Annotated in this window: 13 protein-coding genes; 11 read left to right on the top strand and 2 right to left on the bottom strand. The window is 54.7% G+C overall.

The window, feature by feature from the left end:
• Positions 1-58 precede the first annotated feature (58 nt).
• From AC222A_RS01200 to phoU, 5 genes are all read left to right on the top strand, one after another.
• The gene (locus AC222A_RS01200; RefSeq protein ID WP_372750047.1) at positions 59-1030 is read left to right on the top strand and encodes a PstS family phosphate ABC transporter substrate-binding protein; all 972 of its coding nucleotides are present in this window, start codon (positions 59-61) and stop codon (positions 1028-1030) included.
• A 140-nt stretch (positions 1031-1170) separates the two neighbouring features.
• On the top strand, positions 1171-3396 hold the full coding sequence (locus AC222A_RS01195) for an ABC transporter permease subunit (RefSeq protein ID WP_372763590.1): 2226 nt from the start codon (positions 1171-1173) through the stop codon (positions 3394-3396).
• A gap of 11 nt (positions 3397-3407) precedes the next feature.
• Complete coding sequence (gene pstA / locus AC222A_RS01190) at positions 3408-5102, top strand: phosphate ABC transporter permease PstA (protein ID WP_372759438.1); 1695 nt, start codon at positions 3408-3410, stop codon at positions 5100-5102.
• A 26-nt stretch (positions 5103-5128) separates the two neighbouring features.
• Positions 5129-5971 (top strand): phosphate ABC transporter ATP-binding protein PstB, encoded by an 843-nt coding sequence (gene pstB / locus AC222A_RS01185; RefSeq protein ID WP_372748123.1) that lies wholly within the window; start codon positions 5129-5131, stop codon positions 5969-5971.
• A gap of 12 nt (positions 5972-5983) precedes the next feature.
• Positions 5984-6700: a phosphate signaling complex protein PhoU gene (gene phoU / locus AC222A_RS01180; RefSeq protein ID WP_372748122.1), complete on the top strand. Its 717-nt coding sequence runs from the start codon at positions 5984-5986 to the stop codon at positions 6698-6700.
• A gap of 64 nt (positions 6701-6764) precedes the next feature.
• Here phoU and AC222A_RS01175 read toward each other — a convergent pair whose 3' ends face one another.
• The gene (locus tag AC222A_RS01175) at positions 6765-8270 is read right to left on the bottom strand and encodes an AbgT family transporter (protein WP_372760205.1); all 1506 of its coding nucleotides are present in this window, start codon (positions 8268-8270) and stop codon (positions 6765-6767) included.
• A gap of 143 nt (positions 8271-8413) precedes the next feature.
• Between AC222A_RS01175 and AC222A_RS01170 the strand changes: the two genes are divergently transcribed.
• The 6 genes from AC222A_RS01170 (at position 8414) to AC222A_RS01145 (ending at position 13727) form a co-directional block, all read left to right on the top strand.
• Positions 8414-9679, top strand: a complete 1266-nt coding sequence (locus tag AC222A_RS01170) for an MFS transporter (protein WP_372763591.1) — start codon at positions 8414-8416, stop codon at positions 9677-9679.
• A gap of 292 nt (positions 9680-9971) precedes the next feature.
• Complete coding sequence (locus AC222A_RS01165) at positions 9972-10670, top strand: pseudouridine synthase (protein WP_372748119.1); 699 nt, start codon at positions 9972-9974, stop codon at positions 10668-10670.
• Entirely contained in the window at positions 10667-10972 is a 306-nt protein-coding gene (locus AC222A_RS01160) for a DUF2288 domain-containing protein (protein ID WP_372748118.1), read from the top strand. The genes AC222A_RS01165 and AC222A_RS01160 overlap by 4 nt, the downstream gene beginning before the upstream one ends.
• A gap of 5 nt (positions 10973-10977) precedes the next feature.
• Positions 10978-11265, top strand: coding sequence for a hypothetical protein (locus AC222A_RS01155; RefSeq protein ID WP_372748117.1), 288 nt, complete (start codon positions 10978-10980; stop codon positions 11263-11265).
• Entirely contained in the window at positions 11259-13316 is a 2058-nt protein-coding gene (locus AC222A_RS01150; RefSeq protein ID WP_486774561.1) for a tRNA(Met) cytidine acetyltransferase TmcA, read from the top strand. The genes AC222A_RS01155 and AC222A_RS01150 overlap by 7 nt, the downstream gene beginning before the upstream one ends.
• A 6-nt stretch (positions 13317-13322) precedes the next feature.
• The gene (locus AC222A_RS01145; RefSeq protein ID WP_372748115.1) at positions 13323-13727 is read left to right on the top strand and encodes an HIT family protein; all 405 of its coding nucleotides are present in this window, start codon (positions 13323-13325) and stop codon (positions 13725-13727) included.
• 15 nt (positions 13728-13742) lie between these two features.
• Here the strand turns inward: AC222A_RS01145 and AC222A_RS01140 are convergent, their stop codons facing one another.
• Positions 13743-15593 carry a B12-binding domain-containing radical SAM protein gene (locus tag AC222A_RS01140; protein WP_372758267.1) on the bottom strand — a complete coding sequence of 617 codons (1851 nt, stop codon included), beginning with the start codon at positions 15591-15593 and terminating at the stop codon, positions 13743-13745.
• Between the last annotated feature and the right edge of the window lie 29 nt (positions 15594-15622).

Here is a 15622-nt window from a genome sequence, read left to right as displayed (position 1 = left end):
ATCTGTATTAATGTGGTCGGGTGACCAAAAAGCCACGACCGACGATCAGGAGACGGTAATGAAATTGAAGACATGGTTAGGCAAGGCTGCAATTGCCGGCGCCGCACTGACAATCAACCTGGTATCTGCCAGCACGGTTGATCAGGATCTGGCGACCTATGAAAAAGCGTCCGGTGTATCGGGCAACCTGTCTAGCGTGGGCTCTGATACGCTGGCCAACCTAATGACGCTCTGGGGCGAAGAGTTCAAGCGTCTTTACCCCAATGTGAACATCCAGATTCAGGCAGCGGGCTCGTCCACTGCGCCTCCGGCTCTGACCGAAGGCACCTCCAACATGGGGCCTATGAGCCGCAAGATGAAGGATAAAGAGATTGAAGCCTTCGAAAGCAAGTTTGGCTACAAGCCTACCGCCGTGCCGGTTGCAATTGATGCCCTGGCTGTTTTCGTGCATAAAGATAACCCGATCCAAGGGCTGACAATCAAGCAGGTAGATGCCATATTCTCCAGTACTCGCAAGTGTGGTGCCCCCAGTAGCATTGACACCTGGGGCGGCATTGGCATGACCGGTGCCTGGAGTAACCGCGATGTGCAGCTGTTTGGCCGCAACTCGGTGTCCGGTACTTATGGTTATTTTAAAGAGAAAGCCCTGTGTAAAGGCGACTTCAAAAATACCGTAAACGAGCAGCCTGGCTCAGCCTCCGTAGTGCAGTCTGTTGCTACTTCCATTAATGGCGTTGGCTACTCGGGCATTGGTTATAAAACATCCAGCGTTCGGGCAGTGCCGATCAGCAAGTCAGGCAAAGAATTCGTTGCTGCAACCAAAGACAACGCGGTCGCTGGCAGCTATCCATTGGCGCGCTTCCTCTATGTTTACATCAATAAGGCGCCCAACAAGCCGCTGAGCCCGCTGGAGCGTGAGTTCATTAAGATGGTGATGTCAAAACAGGGGCAGGAAGTTGTGGTAAAAGACGGCTATATACCGCTGCCTTCAAAGGTCACTGAGAAGACCTTAAAAGCCCTCGGCATATAATATGCCCGACGGCCGAGCGGCCACGCCGACAGGCGTGGCCGTTTTGCTTTAGAGGCGATGACGCATTGAGTCGCCTTTGTAACAATACTGTAACAAAATAGACATATCATGAGCCGCGACATGGACCTGTGGAGCCAGCAGTGAGCGAATCAGTATTCTCGGGAGACAACACCCGCTTTGCGCGCTGGCGCAAATTCAAAGACAAGGCTGCGGCTGTCGGGATCAGCGTTGGAGGCTCCAGTGTGCTGGTCGCCATTTTGCTGATCTTCTTTTATCTGCTGTATGAAATCCTGCCACTGTTTCAACCTGCCAGTATGCAGCAGGAACACCAGTTTGCCCGGGTAGGCAGTGCTGCCCCTACGCTCCATCTGGCGATAGAGGAACAGGCCGAGGTGGCTTTCCGTCTGGCTGAAGATGGCCAGTACAGTTTCTTCAGGCTCGCTGATGGCAGCGTGGTCAACGATGGTTTTCTGCCCCTGCCGGAAGGCACCAGTGTGACCAGCTTTGCCGTTGAATCGGAAACCAGTCGGGTGTTCAGCGTTGGTTTGTCGGACGGTAGTGTGCTGATCGCTAAACACCACTACAAAATCAGCTACCCGAACGACCAGCGGTTGATAACGCCGGTCATGCGCTACCCCTTCGGTGAAGCTCCGATTCGGCTGGCGGATCAGCCACTGCTCAAACTGGCCGTGAGAGACAACGACGAAGCTCTGGTGGCAATTGCCTACACCGCAGGCGGCAAGCTGGAGGGACGACGCTGGGTCAAGGAAGAGGATTTCCTGACCGAGGAAGTCACCCTGGTTGAAGAGCAGCTGTCACTGCCGGATCTGGATATCAAACCCCAGGCCATTCTACTGGGGCCCAGTCAGGACTGGCTCTATGCCCTGTCGCCGAAAGGGCAGTATCGGCTTATTGACGTAAGTGCTGAAGAAATCGTTGATGCCGGTGTACTGTTTGATAACGCGATGTTAACTGACGCGCGCTTTCTTCTCGGCGGCGTTTCGCTATTGATCTCCAACAGCAACGGTGAGACGACGCAGTGGTTCAACGTCAATAGCGACGGTGTAGTTCACTTGCATAAGATTCGCCGCTTCGCCGATAGTAAAAAGGGTATTGTGACAGTTAGCCCGGAGCATCGGCGCAAGGGATTTGTCGCGATCAATACTGCAGGTGAAGCGAATCTTTACTACAGCACCTCGCAGCGCCACCTAGCAAGCAAATCGCTTGGCGCTTCGATCGTGCAAAGCGCGATCTCGCCACGGGCTGAAACCCTGCTAGCAGAGACCAGCGATGGGCAATTCCTGGTGTGGGCGGTTGAGAACGAGCATCCGGAAGTGTCCTGGTCGGTTCTGTGGGAAGAAGTCTGGTATGAGAGTTACCCCGAGCCTGACTATATCTGGCAGTCTTCAGCGTCCAATAATGATTTCGAGCCCAAATACAGTTTTGCTCCGCTCGCATTTGGCACCCTGAAAGCAGCATTTTACGCGATGGTCATAGCGGCACCGCTGGCTATCTGCGGCGCGATCTATACTGCCTACTTTATGGCGCCGGCGATGCGGCGCAAGGTCAAGCCGCTGATCGAACTGATGGAAGCCTTGCCGACTGTAATTCTGGGTTTTCTTGCGGGTTTGTGGCTAGCCCCTTTTATAGAAAAGCATCTGCCGGCGGTATTCAGTATTTTCATTTTCCTGCCGGTGGGCGTGCTCGCTTTTGCCTGGTTTTGGAATTACATTCCGATGCGTTGGCGCAAGCACGTGCCCGATGGTTGGCATCCGGTATTACTGCTGCCAGTGATCATAGGTGTGGTCGCGCTGTGTGTCTGGATGAGCGCGCCGGTGGAACGCTGGTTTTTTGACGGCGATATGCGCGCCTGGCTTACTGCTGACCTGGGTATTTCCTTTGATCAGCGCAACTCGCTGGTGGTGGGTGTAGCCATGGGGTTTGCGGTCATTCCCACAATATTCTCCATCGCCGAAGACGCTATTTTTTCTGTACCCAAGCATCTCAGCTATGGTTCGTTGGCACTGGGCGCAACGCCTTGGCAGACCTTGGTAGGCGTGGTAATGCCAACGGCCAGCCCCGGCATATTCTCGGCTCTGATGATCGGTATGGGACGTGCCGTGGGCGAAACCATGATTGTGCTTATGGCCACCGGCAATACCCCGGTGATGGACATGAACATCTTTGAGGGTATGCGCACCCTGGCGGCGAATATCGCTGTGGAAATCGGTGAGACGGAAGTGGACAGCAGTCACTACCGTGTCCTTTTTCTCGCGGCTTTCGTGCTGTTCCTTTTCACCTTTGTGGTTAACACGATGGCAGAAATTGTCCGCCAGCGATTGCGTAACCGCTACGGCAACCTGTAGGAAGTATTTCAATGCCTCTGGAAAGTAAAAAACGTCATTCTTTCTACGAGTGGTGTCGGCGTGGTGAGCCACTGATCTGGATAAATGCGGCCGCCGTCAGCCTCAGTGCCATTGCGGTTGTCGGCCTGCTGGTATTGCTGATGGTGCGCGGTTTCGGCCACTTCTGGCCCGCAGACGTCATGCAGGCGCAGTATCAGCCCCATGGCGACAGCGCGACGCGTCTGATCGGAGAACAAGTACAAGTAGAATCTGTGCCAATAGAGCAATTGCGCAGTGCGGGATTCACGATCGACACGAACGAGGTGTTCCTCGATCGCCAGTTAATCAAAAAGGGTAACCGCGATGTGACCGGTGCGGATTTTGGCTGGGTGCTTAGCCTTTATCTGTCGGATATCAGCTACCCCGACGATATTATGGTGCTGGAACGTCGTGAGTGGGGCAATTTCTACGGCTTTCTGCGAGAGGTGAAGGAAGCGGGTAGCGTTGTTGCCAGCGGCGACTCAGCGTGGGCGGAGTTCGAGTCCCGCCTTGAACGGGCGCAGTTACTGTTCGAGCAGATTGAGAAAATTGAAAAGAAAGATATTGGCGCGATTAACTACAAGATAGAGAAGTTGCGTCTTCGTGAGCGCGGCCTCGAACTTGATGAGGATATGAGTCCGGCCAGACGTGCCGAAAAAGAGGCAGTAATTGCCGCCGAGCGAGCGGAGCTGGACAACGAATACAGGGCATACCAACAGCAGCTGATCGAGCTCTACGGGCAGATAAATCGCGACAGTATTGTCGCTGAAGTGGCCTCAGGCCAGCAGGTTGAGCTGCCGCTGGCGAAGATTGTGCATGCCTATAAGCCCAATGCGATGGGGATAGGCGGCAAGATCCTGTTTTATATCGCCAAGTTTTGGGAATTTCTCAGCGATGAGCCGCGCGAAGCCAATACCGAGGGGGGCATTTTCCCAGCCATCTTCGGCACCGTGGTGATGGTTATCATCATGTCCATCATTGTTACCCCGTTCGGCGTCGTTGCGGCGGTGTATTTGCGTGAGTATGCGCGCCAAGGCCTCATGACCCGAATCATCCGTATCGCTGTAAACAATCTGGCTGGCGTGCCGTCGATTGTTTACGGCGTGTTCGGGCTGGGCTTTTTTATCTATTTCCTAGGCTCCGAAATTGATCAGGTGTTTTTCCCGGAGGCCTTGCCTGCGCCCACGTTCGGCACCCCGGGTCTGCTGTGGGCGTCGCTGACATTGGCGCTGCTAACCCTGCCTGTGGTAATTGTTGCCACAGAAGAAGGGTTGTCGCGGATACCGAAAGCGCTGCGTGAAGGCAGCCTTGCTCTGGGGGCAACCAAGGCGGAAACCTTGTGGCGGGTGGTGCTGCCGATGACCAGCCCGGCCATGATGACGGGCCTGATTCTGGCGGTGGCTCGTGCGGCCGGTGAGGTAGCGCCGTTGATGCTGGTAGGGGTGGTTAAACTGGCGCCGACGCTGCCGGTGAACGGCAATTTTCCCTACTTTCATCTCGACCAGAAGTTCATGCATCTTGGCTTTCATATTTACGACGTGGGTTTTCAAAGCCCCAACGTTGAGGCAGCTCGACCACTGGTATACGCGACCGCGCTGTTGCTGGTAGTGATTATTGCCCTACTGAACCTGAGCGCAGTTGCGCTGCGAAATCATCTGCGCGAGAAGTACAAGGCGCTGGAAATTTAACAGAATTATTTTGACACGGTGACATCATGAGCACGGATTCAACCAAAGCCCGTACCCACGCGATCAGAATGGATTCCCTGGGGCGCAGTGCCGGCACTAAAAAACTCGCCGATGAGGATATCGCGCTGACGGTAGAAGACCTGAACCTTTTCTATGGTGAAAAACAGGCCCTATATAACGTCGACATGCAGATTCCCCGCAAGCGCGTTACGGCGTTTATCGGCCCTAGCGGTTGCGGTAAATCGACACTGCTGCGCTGTTTTAACCGAATGAACGATCTGGTGGATGGCTGCCGAATCAACGGGAAGATCAAGCTCGACAGCCATAATATCTATGACAAGTCGGTTGATGCCGCTGCTCTGCGCCGCAATGTTGGTATGGTATTTCAGAAGCCGAATCCCTTTCCGAAGTCAATCTATGAAAACGTTGCCTATGGTCTTCGTATTCAGGGCATTAATAAAAAGCGCGTGCTTGACGAAGCCGTTGAGCGTTCTTTGCGTGGGGCAGCCCTGTGGGACGAAGTGAAAGATCGTTTGCAGGATAACGCGCTGGGCATGTCGGGCGGTCAGCAGCAGCGCTTGGTGATTGCGCGCACGATTGCGGTGGAACCTGAGGTGCTGTTGCTGGATGAACCAGCCTCGGCGCTCGATCCGATTTCAACGCTTAAAATCGAAGAGTTAATCTACGAACTCAAATCGAAATACACGATAGTAATTGTTACCCACAATATGCAGCAGGCAGCGCGTGTTTCGGACTATACTGCGTTTATGTACATGGGTAAGCTGATAGAGTTTGGCGACACTGATACGCTGTTTACCAACCCCGCGCAGAAGCAGACTGAAGATTACATTACCGGTCGTTACGGATAAGTCCAGGATCTCATGATGGAAAAAGATTTGCACTCACACCACATTTCGCAGCAATTCAACGCCGAGTTGGACGACGCGAAAACACGCATGCTGGAAATGGGCGGACTGGTTGAAAAACAGGTGCGCGATGCAATTTCCGCTTTTATGAATCTCGATAGCGGCATGGCGGAAGAAGTTGCCCAGCGGGATAACAAGGTAAACGACCTTGAAGTAGAGATAGATGAAGAATGTACCCTGATTCTGGCGCGACGACAGCCCGCTGCAAGCGACCTGCGAATGGTACTGGCCATCAGCAAAGCCTTGAATGATCTTGAGCGCATGGGGGATGAGGCAACCAAAATTGCGAAGCACTCCATCGCATTGGCGAACGAGGGCGGTGTGTCACGCAGCTACCTCGAGATACGTCATATCGGCGATCACGTAGGCGCAATGGTGCGTGATGCGCTGGACGCGTTTGCTCGCTTTGATAGCAAATTGGCGTTGACGGTTGCTCAGGAAGACAAATCGGTCGATATGGAATACGGCACCGCGATGCGTAGTTTGGTCACTTATATGATCGAGGATCCGCGCAGTATAGGCAGCGTGCTGAATATCATGTGGTCACTGCGCTCTCTGGAGCGGATTGGCGATCATGCGCGCAATATTGCGGAACATGTTATCTACCTGGTGGAAGGTAAAGACGTGCGCCATGTCGGACTGAAAGAAATGGAAGCTGAAGTTAAAGGCTGATTGCCAGACACCCATACCGCACATTGAATAACTGCGCCGGAACCCACTAGTCCGGCGCAGGTTTTCAGAATCCGGCTCCCCCCGGCCCAATGGGCCAATCCAACCACATCCACGCTAGCAGCATAATCGACCAGCCTCCCAGAAACAGCAGGGAATAGGGCAGCATCAGAGCCATCATTGTGCCGATGCCTAAATTTTTGTCGTAGCGTTGAGCGAACGCGACAACCACCCCGAAGTAAGGCATCAAGGGCGTAATGATATTCGTTGAACTGTCGCCGATGCGGTAAGCAAGCTGGGTGGCTTCCGGCGAGATTCCGAGCAGGTACAGCATAGGCACAAACACAGGTGCCAGCAGAGCCCATTTGGCAGAAGCGCTGCCAATCAGCAGGTTGATAACAGCGCACAGCAGGATAAATACAATCAGTAGCGGTGCTGAAGGAATAGCCAGTGTGGCCAGCAGGTTGGCCCCCTTAACTGCGGCTATGGCTCCCATGCCGGACCAGGCAAAATAGTTGACGAATTGAGCAGCAAAAAACATAAGCACGAGATAGGACGCCATACTGGCCATGCTTTTTTCCATGCCCTCAATCCAGTCTGTGGCGCGCCGATAGCGTTTGTTTTCGAAGCCAAAGGCGATACTGGCGCTGGCAATAGATAAAGCGATCAGCGTAACGATGCCGGAGAGGAACGCAGAGCCTATCAGGCTTCCGGTATTGGGGTTACGCAATATGCCATCGCTCGGCACCGTCGCCGCCAGCAGTGCGATAGCCCAGCTCAGGCTGACAATGAGTGTCCAGCGGTAAGAGACCGGATCGCTTGCCTTGTCAGCAAAAGCTTCTGTGGGTTCTGCTGACGCATAGTGTCCGAGCCTGGGCTCAACCCAGCGTTGGGTGGCCAAGGTGCCGAGCGCGGTGATTAACGCGGTGGAGGCGATCATGAAATAGTAGTTATCGCTGGCGGCAACGCCGGCGTCTGCTACTAGTTTGACCGCTTCCGTGGACAGTCCGGCCAGAATTGCGTCGAGTGGCCCAATGGCTAGGTTGGCACTATAACCGCCGGAGACCCCGGCAAAGGCAGCCGCAATACCCGCCAGCGGATGTCGGCCCGCACTGGCAAAGGCGAATCCCGCCAGAGGTACCAGTACCACATAGCCTGAATCTGCTCCGAGCGATGACAGTACTCCCGCGAACACAATGCCTGCAGTGAGCAGGTTGCCGCGGGTACGAGCCACGAGTGCGCGCAGCAGTGCGCCCAATAAGCCCGAGTGCTCAGCTAGGCCAATGCCGAGAATGGCAACCAAAACGGTGCCGACGGGGGCAAAGCTGACAAAGTTTTTGACGGTATGAGTCACCATCCAGCGCAGACCATCAGCGCTCAGTAATGAACGCACTATCAGTGTTTCGTCGGTGGCCGGGTGGGTCGCCTGCACCCCAAGCCACGTCAATAGGGCCGACAGCACAGCGACCAGGGCGCAGAGATAGACAAACAGCAGGGTCGGGTGGGGTAGTTGATTGCCGGTGCGTTCCAGCCAGTTCAGTAAACGGATAAAAATTGGGTTCTGGTTTGTCAAATTAGCACCAATGATTTCTAGTCCTTATGGTCGGTAGTGTACCATTAGCTTCTGTGAATACCGCAGGGGCAAAGCCTTCGGTGGCGCCACATTTCCCGTTCTTCCGATTGCCTGGTGCAGGCATTCATGCTCAGGATTCTCTTGTGACCAAACATGCACAGGCAGCCGACAGGAAGCCAAATTTGACCATGCTTTATTTCGCCATGATGGCGATTGGTATGGGGCAGACGGTGGTCTTTGCCGTTTTGCCCATGCTGGGGCGCGAGCTGCAGCTGGATCAAATTATTTTTCCAGTGCCATTTACAGACATGACCTTTGCTCCTAGGGAAATGGCCATTACGTCACTCTCAGCGTTAACAGCTTTGATCTTTTCAATGGTGTCGCCCTTTTGGGGGCGCATGAGTGACCGCTTTGGTCGCAAGCCCATCATTATTTTCGGACTGGTTGGCTACAGTATTGGCACCGTCACGTTCAATACTGCGGCTTCGGTGGGGTTGGCCGGGCTGCTCGGCGGCGTTGCGCTCTATGGGTTGCTGCTGGCGACAAGGGTGTTGCACGCGGTCATCATGTCCGCAGCCAATCCAGCGGCCTCCGCTTATGTGGTTGACGTGACAACTCTCCCCGACCGCGTCAAAGGCATTGGCAAGTTAAGCGCGTTTAATCAGGTGGGTTCGATGGTGGGGCCGGCGCTGGCCTGGTTTGTATCCATCAGCTTTCTCGCGCCAATGTATTTGCAAGCATGCATAACATTGATCGCCGCAGTGCTGGTTATGCGCTATCTTCCCCCGACGGAGTCGCATAAAAGCCGCCCTAAAAATGAGAAAAAACTGCGGGCCTTTGATCCGCGATTTCGAGCGTTTGTCTTGATCGGGTTTGCCATTTTCAGCATGTTGGGCATGGTTCAACAAACCTTGGGTTTTTATTATCAGGATATATTGCAGCTCGACGGGGTGCATGCTGCGCAGATGTTTTCTATGGCGATGGTCATTTCGTCGGCATCGATGCTCGTGGCACAGTTTGGCATCGTCCAGCGTTACAATGGCGTTCCGATTAACCTGGTGCGATTCGGTTTGCCGTTCAGTTTTGTCGGCTATCTTATGATTGCCAATGCATCGAATCTGCCAATGTTGTTGGGTGCCATGGTGTTTTTCGGGTTGGGAATGGGTATGGCGGGCCCGGGCTATACCGCGAGTGCAACGATGGTTGTTGACGCGCACGAGCAAGGCGCGTTGGCAGGATTGTTGGGTTCTGCTGCGGGCATGGGCTTTGTGGTTGGGCCGATTGCAGGGGGGATGCTGTACCGGAGCGAAGCCTCATTACCTTACTGGTTTGCCAGCGCAGTGATGTTGGGTGTTATCGGTGCGGTTTTTCATCTTAGCAAGCGTATGCAGCTTGATCGTCCTGATTAAAAAATAGACAGTTTTGCGAGGGCTGCATCGCTTCGCCGTTTGCGCTCTTTTGCCCAGAGTTATCCACAGGGTTGTTCACTGAATCTGGGGAAAACTTTTTTCCAGCCCAGCGTAAACAGCAATATTTTTATAACATTTTTGTCTTTTTAGGCTTGAGAAACGTACTGAATCTGTTAGAGCGTCGCAATATATGATTTTTTCATGTCGACACTGTCACATCTTTGTAACTGTGTGAAAATGCGTGAAAAACGTGCAAATTACCCGAGCGATTTTATCCACAAGCCAGGACAGCGTGAAAATAATCATTGTTTCTGATACCGCAGACTACCTTTTGGTAGACAAACCCGCAGGCTTTTCGGTGCACCGCGACCAGCAGCTTGTATCCCTGCTCGACTTGCTGCGACAACAGACCGGTTACCCGTATCTCGCGCCAGTTCATCGACTGGATCAGGCGACATCGGGATTGTGGCTTCTGGCAAAAACCCCGGCTTCAGCTGCTGCGCTCAGCGCGCAATTTGAACAACGGCAGGTTGAAAAATATTATCTGGCGCTGTCCGATAAAAAGCCGTCAAAAAAACAGGGTAAAGTCGAAGGTGCCCTGGTGAAAGCCCGCGCTGGAAGTTATCGCTTGGCGCGCTCAGGCGAGCCGTGGTCCGTGACGCAATTCTTCAGTTATGGATTGGGGGACGGGTGTCGGTTGTTTTTGTTAAAACCGTTAACGGGCCGCACTCATCAGCTCAGGGTGGTGATGCGCAGTCTCGGTGCGCCGATCCTGGGCGATACCCGCTATGGCAGTTCGCAGAGCCAACCCGATCGGTGTTACCTCCATGCGTATTCGCTGGCGTTCTCCGTGGGCAGCGAGCTAATCCGCTATACTTTGCCTCCAGCGCAGGGGACGGCATTTCTCGCCGAGCCCTGCCAACAGCGATTGGCTGAATTGAGCGCCCCCTGGCAGCTTTCTTGGCCACAGATTGAAAAAGGAAAATTGTGAATCATTTTAAGGACCCGATGCTGGATCTCGAAACCCGTCTGAATGGGCAGACTGGGCGCATTGGCTGGCATGAACTGCAGCGCTATTTTGCTCGCGGTGTGGTGAGAGAGGTAGCTCAGGGCATAGACCTGATTGATGCCGGTAAGGCCATTATCGATAACGACACATCAACGGTGGAGGCATGGATTGCGCAAGATAAGCTTCGGGTGCCAGACGACACCCAAGCGCAGCAGTGGTTCGACGAGAACGCCGAGGTCTGGGCGCTTGTCATTGCGCCCTGGGTGTTGATCCAGCTACCGTAACAACCATGATGACCTCCGATACGCCAGAAGATACGATACGCGACGCACTGGACGCCTATTTTCGAGCTTTTGCCGAGGGCAGTGATGTGCCGCCTGCGCAGCGTTTTTATCTGGAGGGATATATGCAGGCTTGTGTAGATGGTGGGTTGCTCAACCTGGCCCAGATATCGCAGATGATTGTGGAAAGCTGCGGTCGGCACCTTGGTGATGAAGTGGCAAGCATATATCAGTGTGCGGATGCGCTGGTGTTGCACAGCCATATGAAACGGGCTCCGGTGTATCCGTCGTGCTGAGCGCACTGTTGCAGAAACTCCAGCAAAGTGGCTGTCGTGGGTTGCTGTTTCTGAGCGGTGAGCGCGGTTGGGTAAACACTGCGGCGGCACAGGTGCTGGAATCGCTGTCTGGCGACGTGCTGCTAGTTGGTAGCCACACCGTCGCGGGCGTTGAGCCTACCGCAAAATCGACTCTTCTCGGCCAGGAGTGCGACCTGCTGTTATGGGACCTCTACGCGCGGCCAGACCTCAATACCCTTGCGGCGAGTGGCGGCTGCCTTGTCCGCAGCGGTCTATTGCTGGTGTTGGCACCGGCTCCGCAAGACTGGTACAGCTATTTTACCTGCGACGACGGTTCTCCCAGTCATTATTGGCAGCATGTGCTGCGCTGCATTGAGCAGTATCCTCAGCGCTATCACTACTCGCAAACCTCGGGCTGGACGGTGCCGGACGCGCCATTTCCTACCCTGGCTGCTGATGCGTCACTGCCTACGGCAGACCAGTTGGAGGTTATGGCGCTGGTACGCAGGGTGCTGCACGGGCATCGTCGCCGGCCGCTGGTGATTCGCGCTGACCGGGGGCGCGGTAAATCTGCGTTATTGGGCCTGTGTGCCGCCGAGTTTCTGCAAGAAGACACGGGCAACATCCTGATTACAGCACCGCGTCGCCAGTCGGTTGTTACGCTGTTCAATCATGCGACTGAGGCAGTGGGGCGCAGCGAGGATGCCAGCGCTAGCGCGCTGGTCGTTGGCGACAGCGAAATGGTGTATTACCCGCCAGATCAATTATTGAAGCACAGTCCGCCGGGGCGCATTCTGCTGGTAGATGAAGCTGCGGCGATCCCACCCGCTCTGCTTGAGGCAATGGTAAAACGCTATCCGCGGGTAGTGTTTGCCACCACAGTACATGGCTACGAGGGGTCGGGGCGCGGCTTTGATATTCGTTTCGCTGACTCCCTTGATCGAATAGCCCCGCAGTGGCACCTGGCTGAACTTCAGGAGCCTATTCGCTGGAGTGAGGGAGATCCACTCGAAGGCTTTTTGAACCGTTGTTTTCTGCTGGATGCAGAACCCGTATCCGCGCCTTCTAACACAGATGATAAGCTGCGCGTGGAGTGGGTTGATAAAATGGCCTTGCTTGCAGACGAAGACTTGTTAAGACAGATCTTCGGATTATTGGTTGCAGCGCATTATCAAACGTCACCTTCGGATTTGCAGCAGTTGATGGATTCACTGGCCACCAGCGTTTTTGTGCTGCGCAGCGAAAATGGGGCGGTACTGGGGGCCGCGCTGGTTATGGAGGAGGGTGGGCTGCCCGATACCTGGCTTGATCCGGTGCAACAGGGGCAGCGACGCCTGCAGGGGCATCTGTTGCCACAATCCCTCACTTACCATTTGGGTGTCGATGAGGGCCTGCGTATGCGCTGTGCACGTGTCAGTCGCATCGCGGTTCATCAATCTGTGCGCCGCCGCGGCCTCGGCCGATTATTACTGGGCGAAATAGAGAATTTTTCTCTGGCTGAGGGCTTGGATTACGTCGCCTCCAGTTTTGCTGCTGACAGTGATGTATTACCTTTCTGGTTGGGCGCTGACTATGTGCCGTTGCGTCTGGGCATTCGACGCGACCCCTGTAGTGGCAGCCGAGCGCTGTTGGTCGCGCGGCCATTGTCGGAATTAGCGGCGCGGGTTCTTACACCGGTCTGCGAGCGGTTTGCACAAGACTTTCCCCTGCAGTTGCGTGAAATATTTAGTGAGCTGGATTGGAAGGTGGCTCTTGGTCTACTCAACGCGCGCGATCTTACGATTCGGGTCAACGGTGCTGCAAGACGTGATGCCCAGAGATTTGCAGTAGGTGAAATAGCCTACGAGCATGCCTATGCGGGTTTGTATTCCTATTTGGCGAACTGTCCTGTTGGATTACCTGAAACCGAAGATGTCGCGATCGCTCTGAAAAAAGTATTGCAGGGTCATTCGTGGAAAAATCTTGCCGATGAATTTCAACTTGCTGGTCGTAAAGCACTGGAGCAGCGCTTGCGGCAGGCGTATCGATTTATTTTGTCACTGGAGGGATAAACGACAATGGCTACTATTTTCAGTCGAATCATTGCAGGTGAGCTGCCCGGGCATTTTATCTGGCGTGATGAACAGGCCGTCGCCATTATGACTATTGCCCCGATTTGTGCAGGGCATGTTCTGGTCATTCCGGTTGAGGAAATAGATCACTGGGACGATATGCCTCAAGCGCTGGCCAACCATTGTCTGTCTGTAGCGCGGGCAATCTCCAAGGCGCAGAAGGCGGTTTACGATTGTCAGCGCGTATCGCTGCAGATTGTCGGGCTGGAAGTGCCGCATACGCACCTGCATCTGGTGCCAATCAATCGTATGGAAGATGCCAATTTTGCTAATGCGGCACCCGCTGATGGGCAAGATCTGGCGCGGGAAGCAGAGCGGTTACGCGCCGAGCTGGGTACGCAGGGCCTTTGAAGCCCTGCGACTAATTCAGGCAGGCAGGCGATCCACAACGATGGCGCTGCGTTGAATATTACCTTTCAGCCAGCTACCACCGTCAGGGTCCTTTAGAATGTCGCCGACACCGCCGGGTGTTTCAATCAGCACGTCCTGCTGTTGATTCTGCAAGAGCTCCCACTCTGGCAATTCCATGGCGCTTAGACTTTTCAGTAGGCTTTGCGCATCAAATTCAAAGTGTTGCCAGGCGCTGTGCTTGCCGCCAATGCGGGGGCTCAGGGTTTTGTCCAGCGCCAACACGCAACGCAGTTGCTCGATAAACTCACCAGAGTGGCCCTGTTCGACAAGCCACTCGCACATTCTGGTTTCCAGCAGGCGATAGCTGCGCTGTGGCGACTGCAGCAGGGCCAGATAAATTTTCGCACGCTGTTCATACACGGCCATCCGGTCGCTGGCATCGAGACCTCCCAGTTCTTCCCGGTATTCTTCTAGACAGTCGCGCAACAGCGAGCGCAACAGGGTCGATATGCCGCTGCAGTTCGACAGCGCGAGGAAGCGGGTGGTGAGCGGCAGCAGGTGGCCGTGAACAAACAGGATATGTGAGCTGATCAGGAAATAGCCTTCAAAGCCCTCGTCGCGGCTGAAGGTATGGCAACCCACCACGTATTCGCCTTTGGCCTTGCCATAGCCCGCTACCGGTATGGTCTGAATCTGGTATTCATTGCGTTTTTCGTAGAATTCGGTGCCCGGCAACAGGGTATATCCGAATATATTGATGTTGGGGAAGGTGGCTAGCAACTGATCCAGATTGCTTTCGAAATCGCGCAGGTTGTCGCCGGGTAGCCCCCAGATGAGTTCTGCGGCGATGGGTACGCCCTGTTCTGCCATCTGTTTGGCGATCGGCTCATACTTGTTGGATGCCATATTCTGGCGATTGCTGAGTTCCAGTGCCAGTGGCGTTAGAGTCTGAAGCGCCAGCTGATAGTGGGGCAGCAGGCCATGCCGATTCAGCAGCAACACAATTTCCTGCACGCGCGGACTGTGTTTTTTAGACCAGGAAGTGGCAAAGGTGCTGGGATAGCCGGTTTCGCTTTTGAGTTCGCAGATCAATTCGGCTTTGGCAAGGTCGTCTTTCAGTGCGCCAAAGTTGGAGTCCGCCAACCAGATGTCCTTGATGCCGGAACCGACAATCTGGCGCCAGTCGCGTTCGATACGCTCCATCGAAAATTGGTACATCTTGGTGCCGATAGCACCGGTTCCCCATTCGCAAAACGCGCATTTGAAAGGACAGCCGCGGCTGGTTTCATAGGAAATTGAATCATACAGTGCTTTGCCTTCAGCGTCGGTGAGCGGCACGACCTCCAGCGCCGAGGGCAGGCTGTCAAGATCCATGCGCCGATTGCGCTCGCGGGTTTTTACCAGGGTGTCGCCGTCGAGGTAGGCCAAGCCATCAATGGCGGCCCAGTTGTCGCGTTCTGGATTGTCGATAATTTCCTGAAATGTTGTCTCTCCCTCACCCAGAACGATGAGGTCAAGGGGTTCATCAAAGAGGTAGTCTTCTGCCTGTTGCACGTGAGGCCCGCCGGCCACCAGCAGCGCTTCCGGGCATGCCTGCTTGATGTCGCGGGCAATGGCCAGAAATTCTGCGGCATTCCAGGTGTAAAAGCTAAAACCGATAATGGGGCGAATGCCTGCGGCGAGGGCGGCTTCAGCTGTTGCGAGGTGTTGCTTGCGCCAGGTTTCGGGCCAGGCCAGCGCCTGGTCTCCGTCGCGAAAATGCACCAGTGAAATGTCGGCCGCGTCAGGTTGGGCGCTGTAGCGCTGGAAATAGGCTTTCAGCCCGCCAGTGGTGGTCGGCGCGGCGTAAAACTGGTCTGAATCCATGCTGAGTAGCCAAACGGGCCGCTGGATAT

Source organism: Litorivivens sp. (genome assembly GCF_057445395.1).
Note: the sequence above shows the minus strand (reverse complement) of the source record. Positions and strands in the feature narration are given on the sequence as shown.

Excerpts from the sequence above, each read along its gene's own strand:
- pstA (WP_372759438.1), top strand. The coding sequence starts at position 3,408 with ATGCCTCTGGAAAGTAAAAAACGTCATTCTTTCTACGAGTGGTGTCGG.
- AC222A_RS01140 (WP_372758267.1), bottom strand. The coding sequence starts at position 15,593 with ATGGATTCAGACCAGTTTTACGCCGCGCCGACCACCACTGGCGGGCTG.
- AC222A_RS01200 (WP_372750047.1), top strand. The coding sequence starts at position 59 with ATGAAATTGAAGACATGGTTAGGCAAGGCTGCAATTGCCGGCGCCGCA.
- pstB (WP_372748123.1), top strand. The coding sequence starts at position 5,129 with ATGAGCACGGATTCAACCAAAGCCCGTACCCACGCGATCAGAATGGAT.
- AC222A_RS01155 (WP_372748117.1), top strand. The coding sequence starts at position 10,978 with ATGATGACCTCCGATACGCCAGAAGATACGATACGCGACGCACTGGAC.
- phoU (WP_372748122.1), top strand. The coding sequence starts at position 5,984 with ATGATGGAAAAAGATTTGCACTCACACCACATTTCGCAGCAATTCAAC.
- AC222A_RS01145 (WP_372748115.1), top strand. The coding sequence starts at position 13,323 with ATGGCTACTATTTTCAGTCGAATCATTGCAGGTGAGCTGCCCGGGCAT.